Origin of the sequence: Paenibacillus taichungensis, assembly GCF_050994985.1 — a bacterium.
Taxonomy (GTDB): domain Bacteria; phylum Bacillota; class Bacilli; order Paenibacillales; family Paenibacillaceae; genus Paenibacillus; species Paenibacillus taichungensis.
Genome location: NZ_CP194720.1, coordinates 4,023,373 through 4,041,265, shown reverse-complemented (window position 1 = coordinate 4,041,265; position 17,893 = coordinate 4,023,373). Strand labels below are relative to the sequence as shown.

The window sequence follows — 17,893 nt, the reverse complement described above, 5'->3', positions numbered from 1 at the left end:
TATAATGGGTAGACAAACCTGCCGATGTTATAGTGAATGCAGCCGGAGACAGGGGATTTGAAAGAGGTTGAGGTGATCAGGTGGCTTCTATCCATGATGTGGCCAAAGAGGCGGGCGTATCTGTTGCAACCGTTTCCAAAGTGCTGAACGATTATCCCGATGTAAGTGACAAAACTCGCAAAAAAGTCAATATAGCCATCGAACTATTGAAATATCAACCAAATGTGGTTGCACGTGGACTTGTAAAACGCCGTTCTTGGACGGTAGGTGTGTTGTTGACGGTTCCTTTTACCAATCCGTTTGTATCGGAGCTGCTTGAAGGAATCAAAACAGCACTGGAAAACAGTGGATACGATCTTGTTCGCTTATCTACACGTTTTGATGATCCAACATACTCGTTTATTAAACATTGCCGCAGCCGAAATGTAGATGGCGTCGTTGTATTCGGGGAAGGAAGAGACAACAAGAGTCTTCAGGAATTGGTTACTGCGGAGATTCCGACGATGTTCATCGATACCGACTTGTTTGGCAAGCGGGCAGGATACATAACGACGGATAATGCCAATGCCATTGCCATGAGTGTGAAGCATTTGCATGAACTGGGTCACCAGAAAATTGCTTATATTTCAGGTACACTTGGGCCTGCGGTAGCGAATCTTCGACTGGATGGATATCGGGAAGGCTTACGTGTCTGCGGCATTCCATATTCTACGGTGTACCTGGAGGTTTGTGACTATTCTTTCGATGGCGGCAGTAAGGCAGCTCGCCGATTGCTTGCATTGAAGGACCAGCCTACGGGGATTGTCTGTGCTTCAGATATGTCTGCTTTTGGTGCGATCCACGAAATTGAGAAGCATGGTTTACGGGTGCCCGAGGATGTATCTGTTGTCGGATTTGATAACACATACTATGCGGAAGTGTTCAAACCAGGGTTGACCACGATTAATCAAAATATTCATTCCATTGGGATCAAATCGATTGAATATCTGATCGCCATGATTGAAAATCCTGCTTATACGCCACCAGTTATTACGGAGCCATCCAATCTGGTGATTCGTCAAACGACTGCACCTGCGCAAGCGTAAAGATCTTCCAACCAGCACAGCCTATGGGCTGTGCTTTTTTGGTATGTCGTTTCATTTTAAGAAATAACGGGGTTCAGAAGTTGCTGAGCAAAGCTGGTAAGAAAAGCTGTTGACTTTTTGCCACACAGACCCTAACAATAAAAGGCAGAATAATACAAAAACTCATGTAATCGCTTACTTTTACTGATGGATATAGGGAAACTGCAATTGTCATTCAATGGGAAGGGTGATGGTCATGCATCGGGTACTGCTGGTTGATGATGAAGTATATGCTCGCAAAGGACTTCGAAAACTGATCCGCTGGGAAGCATGCGGGTTCGAGGTGGCTGGAGAGGCGAATGATGGGGATGAGGCTTGTACCCGGATTGAAGAGCTGCAGCCAGACGTTGTCATTACGGACATACGTATGCCGGAGACGGATGGACTGGAATTGATCCGGCGTACGGTTGAGCGTGATGAGCAGGTTCTAACCATGCGCAAACAGCCCTATTTTATCATCGTGAGTGGATATAATGATTTTGCTTATGCCCAGCAGGCTGTAAGATATGGGGTGCAGGATTATATTTTGAAGCCAATTGATGAAATTGAACTGGAAGGGACTTTACGCAAGCTGGCGGAGGAGTTGAATCGTCACAAACATGCTGAACAAACCAGACGTGAGCAGGAATACGTCAGACTACTTGATCAGTTTATCTATGGCGAATCGGAATTGGGAACGCTTGAACAGTGGACTGAACTGACGGGTACACGTGCTGGCGACGCACTGGCATATCTGCTGTTTGAGAATAACACACCACATTTCCGAGTTTCGGATAATGCTCAAGAAGAGGAGCCGGGAGCCAGGAACGGAGAGAATTTTGGCCGGATTGTGCAGTCTGTTCTTGGAATGATGTATGCAAATCGCTCGTATCTTCATGTAAAAGAGCATGGAGAACGTATCGGAGTTCTGTTAACTGCGGAACATCTGCACCCCTATTCAATGAATCTTCATGAGGTTGCCAGGCAGATGCAATCTTGCTTCGCCGAAATGGGTCATGACTCTGTAAGCATATATATCGGAAAGGTTTGTTATGAACCTTTACTTATTGGACATGCCTATCAGACCGCACTCAAGGCTATTTCCTATAAATTCATTTCAGAGAAGAGTGGGATCGTGCTGTATGATGACATGCAGCATGAACCTGTACAGTGGGTGCATACCGATCATGAAAAGGAGCAGGAACTCCTGACACTTATGGAGGAACAACGGGTTGAGGCGTTGGAGAATGCAGTGGGTGAATGGTTCAACGGAATGAGAACGGCCAATTACGCTCCTGTTGCCGTGACGTCAGCAATTCACCAATTGATCTCAGCGGTTCTATCCATTCTGAAATCCGCTGAGGCGAATGTGAAAGAGATACCTTCGTTCAAGCTAATTTTGGCATGGCAAGCAGATCGGGGAACGTTGGCTGAAGCTAGACAGTTGTTGACGGTTTTTATGTTGGATTCAGCACGTAAACTGGCGGAACAGCGTCAGTACAATCACAGGGGAGCCATGACTAAAATCAAACATTATATTGAAGCCAACTACAGCAGCAATATTAGTTTGAGAAGTATTGCCTCCGAATTTTACATGAACCCGGTCTATTTGGGTCAACGCTTCCGCAAGGTGTATGGCGTGTATTTCAATGACTTCCTGCTTCAGCTTCGGATGGAGGAAGCCAAGAAGCTGCTGCGTCAGACGGATATGCGAGTATATGAAATTGCCGAGAGGGTTGGGTTCGGAAGCAGTGACTATTTCGCGACTCAATTTGAGAAAAAGGAATCATGTTCCCCTACGGAATATCGAAATCGCATCCTGGATGAAGGGTAGGGAGATGACACCGTGAAGCTCAACTTTTTTAATAATATCCGCCTACGGGATAAAATGCTGATTTTGTATCTTTTCTTTGTACTCGTACCCGTTATCCTGACGAATGTTATTTTCTATCAGGTGACCATAGCGAACGTGAAATCCCAGCGAATGGCAGACCTCTCCAAAGGAATGGAACAGATTCGAAGTCAATTTATGGGGGAGATTCGCAATGCGGCCGATTTTTCCTCAAGCTTTTATACGGACAGTATATTAAATGACATGCTGGATGTGAATTATACAAATCCGGTTCAGTATATCGAAGCCTACGATTCTTATCTTCGCAAAATCCTGAATACCTATTACTCCGGCTACCGCTCCCTCCAAGGCTTGACGATATATGTGGATAACAAAAGTGTACTGCCTTCCGGGGGAGTTGAGTTTCTGACTGAAGAGGTTCGACAGTCCGAGCCATACAGGCTGCTGGCAAACAGTGAACACTCCGCACCGATTCTGATGAGATCCGGTCCTGAAGGGAATCGGCAGACGTTCAGCATTTTACGCAAACTCAATTATTATGATGCTCTTCCCGGATGGAAGGAAAAGTTCGTACGACTGGATCTGAAGCCGTCGACGATTCGCCAAATTTTCACCAACCTTAACGTTCAGGGCAGCCTGTATCTGATTAATCCGGCTGGACAAATAGACTACTCGACGGATTCTGGTATCCCATGGACCAGTCAACTCGTGAATTATGGCGATGTCATGGATCAACAAAGTAAGAAAGAGTTCGAAATGGCCTATCCATTGTCCGGTGAAATGGAGGGATGGAAAATCAACGGAGTGTTCGATGAATCCGAAATTTACAAGGAATTGGGCAAACCCAGTCACCTTGTCGTTGTACTGGCCTGTATCAATCTGATTCTGCCAACCTGGATCATTATCTGGATGACACGTACAATCCACGTGAGGCTGGCACGAATATTGAAACACATGGAAAAAGTGAAGCATCAGCGATTTGAACCGATCAGACAGCCGGAATCGTCGGACGAAATTGGGCAGCTTACAGCCGAATTCAATCGCATGACGATGACGATCCATCGTTTGATTAACGACGTCTACGTGGCAGACATTCAACATAAAAATTTGGAGTTACAGCGGCGGCATGCCCAATTAAACGCATTGCAGAGCCAGATTAATCCACACTTTTTATTCAATGCGCTGGAGACCATCCGCATGCGTAGTCTCATGAAAGATGAGGATGAGACGGCACGAATTATTTATCATATGGCTAAGATTTTTCGAAATGCCCTAACCTGGAATCGGGATAAAGTCAGCATTCAGGAAGAATTGGAGTATGTGACCTGTTTTCTTGAAATCCAGAAATATCGTTTCGGTCACAAGTTGAATTATAGGATTGATTTGGACCCAGAGGCAGCGGATTGTTCCATTCCCAAGATGACATTGTTGCCTTTTGTTGAAAATGCCAGCATTCATGGGATCGAACCACTGAAGGAAGGTGGGGAGATTCGGCTTTGTATTCGGCGAACAGGTACAGAACTAATCTGTGTGGTGGAGGATTCCGGGGCAGGTATGACAGAGGACAAAAGAAAGCAGCTACTTTCTTACGTGGAAACGGAAGATTCAATGGGTGATCGCGTAGGAGTACAGAATGTCATCTATCGTCTGAAGCTGATCTACGATAGTCGGTTCCATATTCAGATCGATAGCGCTCCTAGGACTGGCACACGTGTCGAGATTGGTTTACCCCTCGAAGATTAACCAAATACGTTAAAGTATTAAAGATTATAAGGCAATAATATATAGTTTATCGGGTAAACAAAGTTTGTCATCAACCTTATAATGAGAGTGCTTACATCAGTGGGGGGAGAAAGAGGGGGCGTTCATATTGGTTAACCATATGCTGAAGCGCTGGCTACCGGCAGTATTAGCTTTAACCATGATGACGGCTTGTTCCTGGGGAAGAAGCGAGATTAATCCGGAATCCGGAGCAGTGCGAGACGGTAAAGAAAGCACAGAGAAAGTGACATTCACCTATTTTAAAGCGGGTTCCGGCAAGGACATCAATACAAACGAAACTACAATCGGCAAAAAGCTGGAGGAACAAACGGGGGTTAATTTCAAAATTGAATACCTTGTAGGTGATATTAATACCAAAATCGGAACGATGATTGCAAGTAACAAGTACCCCGATGTGATGGTCCCGGACGGGGCTATTGACAAAATTGTGGATGCGGGTGCATTTATTCCTCTCAACGATCTGATTGATCAGTATGGCCCCAACATTAAACGGGTGTATGAGTCGTACTACAACCTGATGAAAGAGGAAGATGGCAACATTTATTTTCTGCCCATGAGCGCAGTGGTTGGAGACTATCTGCCTAATCCGAATGTGGATCAAGGTGCATTCTGGATACAGCGGCGTGTATTAAAGGAGACTGGATATCCAAAGATCACCACACTGGATGAATACATGGATCTGATTAAACAATACGCTGACAAACACAAAGATGAAGGAATGACTGGATTCCTGTCATTGACGTATGATGATAAATTTTTTACGATCACTAACCCGGCCATGCATCTTGCAGGTTATCCGAATGATGGAGCCATTATGGTGGATATGCAGACACAGGAAGCCAAGGACTATGGGCTTACCGAAGAGACCAAACGCTGGATGCAGAAGTTGAATGAAATGAATTCATTAGGGCTATTTGATAAGTCCTCCTTTGTCGATAACTATGACCAGTATCTTGCGAAAGTGACCAGTGGGAAAGTGCTTGGATTCTTTGATTATGCCTGGCAGGTAGGGCAGGAAATGAACAATCTGAAGGAAGCCGGTAATGACGATTTGCGTTATATGGCACTGCCGATTGTGTACGACGCAAACACCAAGGATCAATATACTGATCCGCCGAGCTTTGTTAATAACCGGGGGATTGGCATTACCGTAAGCGCAGAAGATCCTGTCCGTATCATCCAATTCTTCGATAACCTATTAACGGATGAGAATCAAATTCTGTCCAACTGGGGGATCGAAGGAGAGACCTACGAAGTGGATGACAAGGGGCGATTTACGCGCTCTGCGGAAATGATCCAGAAAACAGATTCAGATGAGTTCCGTGAATCGTTCGGATTCAAATATTTTGAGTACAGCTGGCCGCGTTACGGTAATGGTTCGACTCTGCCTGACGGTAATTCTGTCGGTGTAGAACGACAACCCGAAGTTGCCCAATTCTCCTATACGGATGGAGATAAGCTCATTCTGGAGAAGTATGGCGTGGAGACGTTCTCCCAATTGTTTGCTGCGCCAGATGAACGTCCATGGTACCCGGCTTGGAGCATTGCTTTTGATCAAGGTTCCCCAACCCATATCTATGGACAGAAACGTACAGATTTGCAAAAGAAATATGTACCCAAACTAGTCCTCTCCAGTCCGTCTGACTTTAACAAGCTCTGGGATGAATATGTGAAGGAATTCAACAAGCTTGATGTGAAGGACTATGAACAGACGATGACCGAAGAAGTTCGCAAGAAGGCAAAATTGGTCCAAGGTGAATAAGGTGGCGAGTAAAGGATGGCGCGGAGGGATAAACGCCTGCAAGGCGCGTGGTGAATGGGAATTCGACAATATTAAACATTCGTTTTATCTGGAAAAAAGTGTTGATTTTCACGTCTGGGACGTTTAGACTATATACATCAATATTAACGGGTTAGAGATGTATGACTTTGGCTTTATAACAAGTCGGTGGTCTCCAGACAAATGATGTGGAGGGAGTGCCTGTCATCCAGACAGCGCACTCGCTTTTTTTTACATTTTGCATACATACAAGGCATTTCCCGGTTGAAAGGACAAAGTGAGTGGAGCACCTACATGGAACGTACAACTTAGAACTGGTTATTTTATCTTACATTATTGCAGCGTTGGCTTCTTATGCAGCGCTTGACCTTGCGGGCCGGGTAAGTCTGGCTAAAGGCATGTCCCGAAATATCTGGCTTACCTGCGGGGCAGTCTCAATGGGTTTGGGAATCTGGTCCATGCATTTTGTGGGCATGCTAGCTTTTGTTCTTCCTATGCATGTGTCGTATTCCACAGGTGAGGTCTTTCTATCCGTTCTGCTTGCAATTATTGCATCTGGTGTAGCGTTAAATATTGCAGGTCAGCAGTCAGGTAAAATAAGCAAACTCCTGATTGCAGGAGTGCTCATGACCGCAGGCATTAGCAGCATGCATTATATTGGAATGGCTGCCATGTCGGTTACCATTACTTATGAACCAGGCATAGTGTTATTATCCATCCTGATCGCAGCTTTAGCTTCATTTGCTGCCTTGTGGCTCATGTTTTTCTTCCGGCAGCATCAGTCACGTTATACATGGGTGTACAAGATGGGCAGCGGACTCATTATGGGGCTGGGCATCTGGGGCATGCATTATACAGGGATGTCAGCTGCACAGTTTCATCATGCACATGATGCAATGGCTGGTTCGGGGATGCAGATTGAACCTTCGCTTCTCGCATATCTGATCGCTGCGGGTACTTTTATTGCCTTGGGGTTGACCTTGTTCGGTATCTTTATTAATCAACGTCTAACTCAGAAGGATCGACGGATTCATGAAAATGAACAGTGGTATCAAGCCCTGTACGAAAACCATTCAGATGCCATTATTTCGGTGGATAAACAAGGGGCTATCAAGGGGATTAATGCTGCAGTCACACGTATTACAGGGTATCAAGAAAGAGAGATCATTCATCATTCTATTGATGAGATTTCAAAGCATGTTGACATTCATTGGGCAAGTGAAATGCATCATGTGGAATGGGATGATGATAGCCGTGAGCAGCAGCATTTCATGGGGAATATGAAAAACGTTCATGGAAACCTGATTGATCTAAGTATCGCTGTAGTGCCTGTACTGATTGATGGTAAACACCAGGGAAGCCACATTCTGATCAAAGATATCACCGAGGAGAAACAGGCTCAGGAGAGCATCCGCCATCAGGCTCTGCATGATCCGCTGACCGGGCTTCCCAATCGACGCAAGCTGGATGATGTGCTGGAGAGCACGATCACGACATCTGGGGCAACAGGAAGTTCATTTGCGGTTATGGTGATGGATATCGATCGTTTCAAAATGATTAATGACTCTCTGGGACATTCCATTGGAGATGTGTTTCTTCGAGAAGTGAGCAGCAGAATCATGAGTGCAATCCAGGATTCAGACCCGAACGCGACGGATAATGTCATGCTTGCCCGTATGGGGGGCGATGAATTCACACTGGTTGTTACGAATGAGCAGGGGAATGAGGAACTGGTCGCTGAACTGGCAGAACGGATTGTTCGAGCGATTCAGCTACCTTATCGATTAAAGGAAAATGACTTTTACGTTACAGCCAGCATTGGAATTGCAATGTATCCGTATCATGGAACAGGAGCGGATGCGTTGTTGAAGCATGCAGACTCTGCCATGTATGAGGTCAAGAAAAATGGCAAGAATGGTTTTCAGTTTTACACGGCCCAGCTGGATTCGGAGCTATATGAACGAATTGAACTGGAAGGGTATTTGCGCAAAGCACTGGAACGGGACGAGCTGGTCCTGTATTATCAACCTCAGATACGTACAGAAGACAGCCGTATGATTGGCGTAGAGGCTTTGATTCGCTGGAATCATCCAGACAAGGGTATTCTGTCTCCGAATGTGTTCATTCCACTGGCAGAAGAGACCGGCTTGATCTATGAGATCGGGAACTGGACACTGCGCGAAGCGTGCAGACAGATGAAACTTTGGCATGCGAGTGGTGGGCCGCTCATTCCGGTATCTGTTAACTTGTCTAGTCAGCAGTTTCATCAATCCAATCTGGTGGAGCAGGTCAAAAATGCACTCACGGAGACGGGCCTTGATGCCCGTTATCTTGAATTGGAAATTACAGAGAGTATGATGATGGATGCATCCGTATCCACAGGTATTCTGAATGAACTTACAGCGCTTGGAGTCAAAATCAGCCTGGATGATTTCGGAACAGGATATAGCTCGCTGAGTTATTTGAAGCATTTTCCAATTCATAAACTGAAGATTGACCGTTCCTTCGTGACGGATATTACGGAGAGCCGAAGTGACCAGGCGATTGTGGCCACGATCATATCAATGGCTCAGAATCTCAAGATGGAAGTGATCGCGGAAGGGATCGAAACGAAAGGACAGTTGGATATTCTGATGCAAAATGATTGCCGCGAAATTCAGGGATATTATTTCAGCCGTCCATTACCGGCAAGTGAAGTGGAGCATGACTTTTTTGTGCCGCTGCGGCTGCATGGAGCTCCAACAATTCTCTAAGTCCAATACTGACAACAGAAAAATGGATTGAAATGCTGAAGCGTTGGAGATGATGGGAATAGTTAGGCACGGGGCTGTAGGCGGTTATAATGTTATTATTTCATGGCTGAGTTGCAACACGGTTGTATGCTATAATTCAGATTAAGGTTCTCATCAGCAGGTTTAGCGATATCATCGAAGGAGGTTGCAAGGGATGAATTTTAGTCTGAAAGCTCCTGATGGCACCGTCATTGAATCCTATGAGAAAGATCATAAGGAATTCATTCGTATTGCCGGCTTGGAATATGAAGTGTATAACCCGGTGGATGAGCTGGATTCTGATCCGGAATTACGACAAATGATTGAAGCATCCGAGAAAGACATCAAGCAAGGCAAGTTGTATTCGACAGATGACCTCATTGAACTGGTGAAGCGTGGTGAGTTGTAATTGATGGTTCAATGGACCGCCACGGCGATGAACCGACTTCGCCAGATCAAGAGCGAACATTTTACAGATCAAGAAACAATGGAATATAAAATGAATCTCATTCGCCGAGTGGAACAGAAAGTGGTCACCATGGGCACATTAATGCCGTCACGTGAGTATCGAAACACATATTACTGTATCGTGGATCAATACGTTGTATCTTACAAAGTGTTGGACAAAGGTGAGCGCTATGTGATAACTTCATTGAAGCACGGTGCAATGAAACGCAATTTTAAATATTGATTTTAACACGTGCCTGATTCTATTGATTTGCAAACTACTATTCACTTAATTGCCAAGCGGCAAGTCCCCGCCATATGCCAGGGACTTGCCGCTTTTTTGTGTTCTTATGATAAAAACTTGCGGTGATGCTTCTTGCCATCATATGTGAACCAGATCGGTTTATCTTCCACCCGTGTTTCTACATGGACGGTACGCCCCCAGAGACGGTACAGATAAGGAAGGGTCCGTTCCATATATTTCAGATCCAGCTCGATGCCCTCGTATTGATGCTTGAGCACGAGTTCTCCTGTTCGCAGATAATCGGCGTCCTGAACGACGAGATACGGAGAACCACCGTTGATGCGTGAAAATACAAGCTGATCCCGTATGTTTTGCCAGGACTTGTCGGTAATTTTCCAGTCCGGGCCCTTTTTCTCGAATACATAGAGGTCGAGGTCTTCGGTTAATTGCTTGGTCATGTAATTGCGGATAAATGAAGTATCGGAATCGAATTCACGTACCTCAAACATTTTGGTACGACCTTGCCCGGGTTGACGTCCAAAACGTTCTCGTTCTTCTTTGGACGGGTTATCCCAGCGACGTTCAATATCCTCGAATATTTTCAGCCCCAAATAGTAGGGATTCAAACTTTGCTTGGATGGCTGCACGACGGAAGAGTTTAGTTTGGCAAATTCAATCGTATCCTCACTGTTCAGGTCGAGCTCCCGTATAATACGTTGATGCCAGTAGGAGGCCCAGCCTTCATTCATAATTTTCGTTTCCATCTGCGGCCAGAAATAGAGCATTTCCTCACGCATCATACTCATAATATCCCGCTGCCAATCCGTCAACACTTCAGAAAATTCCTGGATAAACCACATAACATCCTTTTCCGGTTCTGGTGGAAAGTGATGCACTTGTATTCCTTCCGCAGGTGTTTCCTCGATCTGGGTATCATCAAGGGACCACAAGTCATCATAGCGACCTTCCGGCCTTGGCGTTTTCTCCCCACGCTGCTCCCGCATTTTCATCTCCATATAACGTTGTTTGTCCAAGTGGCGGGGTTTGATCAACTGTGGATCGACATGTTCCTGAATCGCTATAACGGCATCAATGAACGCTTCAACGGCCTCTGTACCATATTCCATCTCATAGTTGCTGATCCGATCAGCCGTCGCTGCCATGCTCTCCACCATATTACGATTCGACTTGGAGAAGCGGGCGTTGTTTTTGAAGAAATCGCAGTGAGCCAGCACGTGTGCGACGATCAGCTTGTTCTGGATCAGCGAGTTGCCATCCAGTAGGAAGGCGTAACAAGGGTTGGAATTGATGACGAGCTCATAAATTTTACTGAGTCCAAAATCATATTGCATCTTCATTTTATGAAAAGTCTTCCCGAAGCTCCAATGACTGAACCGGGTCGGCATACCATACGCTCCAAAGGTATAGATGATATCGGCAGGGCATATTTCATAACGCATCGGATAATAATCCAGGCCGAATCCATCGGCAATCTCCATAATCTCGGCAATGGCGTATTCAAGGTCGCGGATTTCATCTGTCATCTTACGCTGCCTCCTTCCCGTTTCTGGAAAAAGCTGCGCAAAGCTTTGTACACTTCGCCTTTTTCTTTGATCACATAATACATGAACTGGTCGATCTTGATATGACGATAGGCGGACATGAGTGTGCTGCTGCGGTTGTACTGGTTCACCTCGCCATATCCAAACATATTGCTGCGCTTCATCAATTCCCCAATCAGTTTGACACACCGCTCATTATCCGAGGTCAGGTTATCTCCGTCCGAGAAATGGAAAGGGTAGATATTGTAGCTGGAAGGTGGATAACGGCTATCGATAATTTCCAGTGCCTTCATATATACAGAGGAGCAGATGGTGCCTCCACTTTCCCCTCGTGTGAAGAATTCTTCCTCGGTCACTTCCTTGGCTTCGGTATGATGGGCGAGGAAAACAATCTCGACCTTCTCATACTGACGGCGGAGGAAGCGGGTCATCCAGAAGAAAAAGCTCCGAGCGCAATATTTCTCAAAGGAGCCCATGGACCCGGATGTGTCCATCATGGCGATAATGACTGCATTGGACTGTGGAATGATTTTGTCTTCCCACGTCTTGTAACGCAGATCATCCGGACTGATATGGTGAATACCCGGATTGCCGGTAGTGGCGTTGCGACGCAGGTTCTCCAATATGGTGCGTTTCTTGTCAATATTGGACTGCATGCCTTTTTTGCGAATATCGTTGAATACCACTGTATGTGTCTCAATCTGATCCTTATCTTTTTGCTTCAGATCCGGAAGCTCCAGTTCCGCAAAAAGCATATCTTCCAATTCCTCGATGCTCACCTCGGCTTCAACAATGTCATGCCCGGGTTGATCTCCGGCCTTCTCACCTTTGCCTGGTTTCTTCGAAGCGGGATCACGACCGATGACATCCCCGACCTGACTGTCACCATCTCCCTGCCCCACATGTTTTTGCTTTTGGTAGTTATACACAAAACGGTACTCATCCAGGCTGCGGATTGGTACCTTGATGATTTGTTGTCCATCGGACATAATGATGTTCTCTTCAGTAATCAAATCAGGCAGATTCTGCTTGATGACATCTTTAACCTTTTGCTGATGGCGTTGCTGGTCCTGGTACCCTTTGCGGTGAAGCGACCAATCTTCCCGGGATACGACGAACGAGTAAGGCTGGTGTGAATTTGACATGTAGGCACCCCCCATTGATTACGCGGCACAGTTTGGCCTGTCGGTAATTAAGTATATTCACGGGCGGGGACGATATGTGATGCGTGAGTAGATAAAATGATACAATTACGCGAGTTTGCCTTACGGGATCATCTAAAATTGTACAGATCGTCCGGAACTTTTTTACAGAAACGATGAACAAGTGTGACGAACTTCCTTTACAATAGGGACAGGTGTTTACTTGGCATCCCTCAGAGGGATGTGTGTAAAGGAAGGATACCATTTGGATAAAAGGGCAGTTAAGGCATGGATTATGTATGATTGGGCCAACTCGGCCTATGCGACGACGGTACTTGCTGCCGTTCTCCCCGTCTTCTACGCTTCCGTGGCTGCAGCTACACTCGATGCAGATACCGCAGCATCTTATCTGGCATACACCCATTCCATCGGTATGTTATGTGTAGCGCTGTTAACCCCTTTGCTGGGGACATTAGCGGATTTATCGGGACGCAAAGGTGATTTTCTGCGTGTATTCTCAATTATTGGCATCGTCGCAACACTCGGTTTCAGTTTCATTGGGGAGGGAGACTGGCTGCTCGCTTCTGCACTGCTGGTCATTTCGACGATCGGATTTGCAGGTGGAAATACATTCTATGATGCAATGCTACCTGATCTGGTGTCTGCCGATCGAAGAGATATGATCTCCTCCAAAGGCTATGCTTATGGTTATATTGGTGGAGGATTGTTGCTTGCGATCAATATGCTCATGATTCAGCAGCCAGGGTGGTTTGGGATGGCTAGCACACTTGAGGGAACAAGACTTGCTTTTATTTCCGTAGCGTTGTGGTGGTTGGTATTTTCCATTCCTTTATTCCGCCATGCCCCGCGTCGACCTGCTGCACCGGATATGCCCAAGTCATGGAAAGGGTATGCAGGAGTGGGTGTACGCAGACTCGGCCAAACTTTTCGCCAGATACGGCGTTTTCCGCAGCTGATGCGCATGCTGGTTGCTTTCTGGTTTTTCAATGACGGCATTAACACGATTATCTTGATGGCAACGATCTATGGAACAAGCATTGGGATCGGAACAGCAGATCTGATGCTTGCTTTGTTACTGACCCAGTTTATCGGATTTCCTTGCACATTGTTGCTGGGGGCATGGGCACAGCGTTGGGGCGCAAAGCAGGTGTTGATGGTAAGCTTGTCTATTTACATATGCATCGTTATCTTAGGGTATTTCATGACGTCAGCCATCCATTTTTATCTGCTCGCTGGGCTGGTTGGTGTAGTGCAGGGCGTAAGTCAATCGACAGCGCGTTCCTTGTTCAGTAATTTGATACCTGCTGGTAGAACTGGAGAGTATTTTGGATTTGTGAATATTACAGGAAAATTTTCTTCCATTTTTGGGCCGTTTGTATTTGGTTGGGTGGGCCAATTAACAGGGTCAACCCGTTGGGGGATTCTGTCTTTAATTTTCTTTTTCGCTGCGGGGATTGCAGTGCTGGTGACTGTGAAAGTGCAGCAGGGGATGTCGGATGCGATTCAGGCGGATCAGGAAGAAGGGCAGGGCTGGATGCATCATCCCATTTCGGGAAAAAGCTCAGAGGAAAGATCGACTGGATAAGTGGTTATTAACGTTTTATAGCTAATTCTCATCATTAATAATAGTAGCTCCATGGACATGTTTATTCGTAAACTGCTCTGGAGCTTTTTCATGTTCATGCAATAGATACAAATGATAAGGGTCATAGAATAAGTATAAGTGCTTAAACGACAGAAAACAGAATAGAGTGGATAGAAAGATATTATGAAAAGGTGAAAATAAAAGATTGACATGATACATTTTGTATCATAGAGTAAAAGCATGAATACATATCGTATCTAAAGATTGTCGAAAGTACATCATCCATTTTACCTATTCCCGTATGGGAATATTAGCGGATATTGATATAAAGAGCTATACCAACTGCATGCTTATTTTAATTTTACAGAGGAGAGGCTGCCATTGGTAGATGTTCATGGTAACGGACTTGTCTTACTACTATGTGTACCTCGCAGTGGAAGTTCGCTATCCACCGTGATGCTGCAAAACCACAGCCGTGTATTTGCCACACAGGAGATGTGGTTTCTGATGAATCTTGTAGATTTGCAGAAGGCTGATTCCCGCCCCTATGGTGGAAGTGCCATTATCCGTCAGTTTTACAGCGCTATGGTTTCAGACGAAGGTTTTGAGAAGGCGTGCAGAAGCTTTGCTCTTGAAATCTATAACGGATTTCTGGAGGGGAGCGGGGCAGACTTCATCGTAGATAAATCTCCTCGTTACTATTATATGCTGGAATGGCTTGATCGCCTGTTTCCACAGTCCAAGCGCATTCATCTCCAGCGTAACCCCCTTGCCATAGCTGCTTCCTACAAAAAGGTAAACCGCCATACCGGAGAAGGATTCGAACTGATTCGCAGCTTGCAGAGTCCAAACCTTAATATGAAAGCAGTTGATCTCACACTGGGCATGCTCCGTTTAAATGATTATTTTGCGGACAAACACACGAATGCCTATGAAGTTCAGTACGAACAACTTGTCTCCAACCCTCGGGACGAAATGGAAAAGTTATGCGGTTTTCTTGGCATCGGATATGAAGAGGGAATAGAGCAATATGGACGCTTTGTGGACAGTACAAAGTCCAATATGTTCTATAGTATGGGTGTCGGTGATCCGTTTCTATCCTCGCATCAGGAAGCTCATAAAGATTCTGTTAACAACTGGAAAAAAATACTCGATCCACAGGAAGTTGAATTCTATTGCCGGGTGATAGGCACAGATCTATTCCATCGGATGGGCTACAGTGAACAGCTCGAAGAAGCCGAGCAATGGACGGGTGTACGTTACGAAGCTGGCCCGGATGAGGAAGTCATCTCCAAGTTAACGCATCAATTCTCAGAAGCAACGGGCAGCAGCTGGCAGCAAGGTTACCGGATGCAGCCTGTAGACCTAGCGAGCAACACTCCAGATGGAAACAAGGATAATCAGGCAGCGAATGAACCCGATGCAATTGACCCGACACTGGCCGCACTGGCAACGATCAGGCAGTTGGAAGCCGCATTACGTGCAGCCGATAATCGGCTGGAGCGAGGGTACAATGAGCGGGAACGGTTGAAGGTACAGCTTGCGTCTGCTCACAGCAAGATTCAGCGTATCAAATCCTTGATTCCGTTTGGGAACCAGATAAGCGCCTGGGCTTCACAGCGCAAGATACTCCGGGGAGGAAAGTCATGAGCGCTATAGCAGGAATTGTTCACACCGATGGTCAGCAAGCGTTATGGGAGGACAGCTGGCGCTTATATGCCAGTCTGGGCCACGTTCCGGCGGATACAACGGGAGTATGGAAAGGCAATGAAGCTTTTCTAAGCTGCCACGCCCAGTGGATTACGCCGGAGTCGGTCAACGAGCAATTGCCCTTATATGATGAAGTGAGTGGTCTGACTATCACAGCGGATGCCATTTTGGATAATCGGGAGCAGCTGGCAGATCAACTGTCCATATCGAGGGCGGAGTTAGCCGGATTGTCGGATAGTGAACTGATCTTGCGAGCTTATCAGCGGTGGGATGAACATATGGCAGAGAAACTGCTTGGCGATTTCGCTTTCGCAATCTGGGATGATCGCAAGCGTAGACTCTTCGCTGCCAGAGATATTACGGGCATGAGATCCTTTTATTTTCGGCATGATGGTGAGCGGTTTGCCTTCTGTACCTTAATGAATCCGCTGCTGCAATTGGAAGGTGTACATAAAGAATTGGACGAAATCTGGTTGTCCGAATTTCTTGCCATTCCCGACATGCATGACTCAGCAGATATCCATTCGACCGTCTATCGGGGAGTGAGCCAGCTGCCCCCTGCCCATACGCTTAGCTTTAGGGATGGCAGGCTGGAACAGAAGCAATATCATCGCTGGGACGAAGTGGAGCCTCTACGGCTCAAGTCCGACGGGGAATATGTAGAAGCATTCCGTGAGGTATTTGGTCAAGCTGTTGGATCGCGTTTGCGAACGCATCGACAGGTGGCTGCTGCTTTAAGCGGAGGACTGGATTCTGGGGCTGTGGTTGGATATGCATCAGGAACTCTGCGGAGTCAAGGGAAAACATTAAATGCCTACAGCTACGTTCCGGTGTCTGATTTTACGGATTACACATCGAAAACACTGTTAGCAGATGAACGCCCGTTTATCCAGTCTACAGTTAATCATGTCGGTAATATCAAGGAGAATTATCTTGATTTTGAGGGTAGAAGCCCACTTAGTGAAGTGGACACTTGGCTTGATATTATGGAAATGCCTTATAAATACTTTGAGAATTCATTCTGGATTCGTGGTTTTTATGAAAAAGCGAGCCAGCAGGATGCAGGCATTCTATTGACTGGAGCGCGGGGCAACTTCACGGTCTCCTGGGGCCCAGCACTAGATTATTACGCCAGTTTGCTAAAAAGCGGACGTTGGTTCCGGTGGCTCCGGGAAATGCAGCAGTACAGTGAACGTACCGGGATGAAGTTCTCGCGAATTGCCAAAATTACGGGTCGTAAAGCGTATCCGGAATTGTTCAAATCCATGGCAAAGGGGGCTGCCCAAGCTGCGTCGGTGCAATTAATCCATCCGGAGTTTGCTAGACGAACAGGCGTATTGGAACGGCTCAAATCCATTATTGTTCTGCAAGGTGGTGCTCAGGCAGATGCGCTCAAAGTACGGGCAGAGAAGTTCAACAATCTGGCCATTGCGAACAAAAATGGTGCTGTCGCCACCAAATGCTCTCTACGTTATCGGGCGTGGGAGCGTGATCCTACGAGCGACGCTAGAGTGATCCGTTTCTGTCTGTCAGTCCCGATTGAACAATATGTTAATCAAGGGACGGATCGTGCTTTGATTCGGCGGGCTACATCACCTGAGTTGCCTGACAAAGTTAGGTTAAACCAGCGAGTGCGTGGTGTTCAGCCCGCGGATTGGTTGCACCGCATGATTCCAAATTGGGGCGATTTTACTGCCGAATTGCGTGCGTTATGTTCTGACAGCCGGGTCGCTGGCATATTGAACACAGAGCGAATCAAGTCCGCACTTGCTAATTTTCCAAACCCTCGGCCGGAGCTTGCTTCCCACCCCGACTTGCGGTTGATGATGCATAGCCTGATCGTGTATCGATTCATTCGAAAGTTCTGATGTAGCTAATGGATGTAGCGATATGA

12 protein-coding genes are annotated in these 17,893 nt (G+C 46.3%); 10 read left to right on the top strand and 2 right to left on the bottom strand.

Translation table 11 applies throughout. The features are described from left to right. The first annotated feature begins 80 nt into the window (after window positions 1-80). From ACR1R9_RS17965 to ACR1R9_RS17935, 7 genes are all read left to right on the top strand, one after another. Complete coding sequence (locus ACR1R9_RS17965; RefSeq protein ID WP_076289875.1) at window positions 81-1,085, top strand: LacI family DNA-binding transcriptional regulator; 1,005 nt, start codon at window positions 81-83, stop codon at window positions 1,083-1,085. 235 nt (window positions 1,086-1,320) lie between these two features. Then, a complete protein-coding gene (locus ACR1R9_RS17960; RefSeq protein ID WP_433923079.1) occupies window positions 1,321-2,937 on the top strand; it encodes a response regulator transcription factor in 1,617 nt (538 codons plus the stop codon). 12 nt (window positions 2,938-2,949) lie between these two features. Then, a complete protein-coding gene (locus tag ACR1R9_RS17955; protein WP_326065344.1) occupies window positions 2,950-4,698 on the top strand; it encodes a sensor histidine kinase in 1,749 nt (582 codons plus the stop codon). 139 nt (window positions 4,699-4,837) lie between these two features. After that, window positions 4,838-6,499, top strand: a complete 1,662-nt coding sequence (locus tag ACR1R9_RS17950) for an ABC transporter substrate-binding protein (RefSeq protein ID WP_433923692.1) — start codon at window positions 4,838-4,840, stop codon at window positions 6,497-6,499. A 299-nt stretch (window positions 6,500-6,798) separates the two neighbouring features. After that, on the top strand, window positions 6,799-9,270 hold the full coding sequence (locus tag ACR1R9_RS17945; protein ID WP_433923080.1) for an EAL domain-containing protein: 2,472 nt from the start codon (window positions 6,799-6,801) through the stop codon (window positions 9,268-9,270). Window positions 9,271-9,463: 193 nt separating this feature from the next. Then, window positions 9,464-9,697, top strand: coding sequence for a hypothetical protein (locus ACR1R9_RS17940; RefSeq protein ID WP_099854811.1), 234 nt, complete (start codon window positions 9,464-9,466; stop codon window positions 9,695-9,697). A gap of 3 nt (window positions 9,698-9,700) precedes the next feature. After that, window positions 9,701-9,979, top strand: a complete 279-nt coding sequence (locus ACR1R9_RS17935; protein ID WP_125477248.1) for a hypothetical protein — start codon at window positions 9,701-9,703, stop codon at window positions 9,977-9,979. A 104-nt stretch (window positions 9,980-10,083) separates the two neighbouring features. Here ACR1R9_RS17935 and ACR1R9_RS17930 read toward each other — a convergent pair whose 3' ends face one another. Together ACR1R9_RS17930 and yhbH are read right to left on the bottom strand one after the other, a co-directional pair. After that, window positions 10,084-11,523, bottom strand: coding sequence for a SpoVR family protein (locus ACR1R9_RS17930; RefSeq protein WP_076289870.1), 1,440 nt, complete (start codon window positions 11,521-11,523; stop codon window positions 10,084-10,086). Next, a complete protein-coding gene (gene yhbH / locus ACR1R9_RS17925; RefSeq protein WP_053780501.1) occupies window positions 11,520-12,686 on the bottom strand; it encodes a sporulation protein YhbH in 1,167 nt (388 codons plus the stop codon). The genes ACR1R9_RS17930 and yhbH overlap by 4 nt, the downstream gene beginning before the upstream one ends. A gap of 262 nt (window positions 12,687-12,948) precedes the next feature. Between yhbH and ACR1R9_RS17920 the strand changes: the two genes are divergently transcribed. From ACR1R9_RS17920 to ACR1R9_RS17910, 3 genes are all read left to right on the top strand, one after another. Then, window positions 12,949-14,289, top strand: a complete 1,341-nt coding sequence (locus ACR1R9_RS17920) for an MFS transporter (RefSeq protein WP_433923081.1) — start codon at window positions 12,949-12,951, stop codon at window positions 14,287-14,289. Between the two features lie 381 nt (window positions 14,290-14,670). Continuing rightward, window positions 14,671-15,939 carry a sulfotransferase family protein gene (locus ACR1R9_RS17915; protein ID WP_175383967.1) on the top strand — a complete coding sequence of 423 codons (1,269 nt, stop codon included), beginning with the start codon at window positions 14,671-14,673 and terminating at the stop codon, window positions 15,937-15,939. Next, window positions 15,936-17,867: an asparagine synthase-related protein gene (locus ACR1R9_RS17910; protein WP_099854805.1), complete on the top strand. Its 1,932-nt coding sequence runs from the start codon at window positions 15,936-15,938 to the stop codon at window positions 17,865-17,867. Before ACR1R9_RS17915 ends, ACR1R9_RS17910 begins: the two co-directional genes overlap by 4 nt. The last annotated feature ends 26 nt before the right edge of the window (window positions 17,868-17,893 follow it).